This is a genomic window from Sphingobacterium gobiense, assembly GCF_002980575.1.
GTDB classification, from domain to species: Bacteria; Bacteroidota; Bacteroidia; order Sphingobacteriales; family Sphingobacteriaceae; genus Sphingobacterium; species Sphingobacterium gobiense.
Map to the genome: position 1 here is coordinate 1 of NZ_PVBS01000017.1, position 269 is coordinate 269.

At 55.0% G+C, this 269-nt stretch carries 1 rRNA gene; it reads right to left on the reverse strand.

Features of this window, described 5'->3' with window-relative positions:
• Window positions 1–86, reverse strand: a 23S ribosomal RNA gene (locus C5749_RS19400); the annotation flags it as partial.
• Between the last annotated feature and the right edge of the window lie 183 nt (window positions 87–269).

The window sequence follows — 269 nt, forward strand, 5'->3', positions numbered from 1 at the left end:
GATCCCCGCGGCTTATCGCAGCTTGTCGCGTCCTTCTTCGCCTCTGGGAGCCTAGGCATCCCCCGTGTGCCCTTATTTACTTTCTTCCGTCCGCTGCCCCTTTTGCCTGGCAGACGGACTGCCTCCGTCCCCTGACGGCATTAACCGCCCGAGGACTTCCTCTGTCTTCTCTTGTGTCTTCTCTTTTTCCCAATATGTCAAAGAACGTTACATCCCCCTAAATAGGGGAACGAAAGTGGAGAATAACGGATTCGAACCGTTGACCCCCT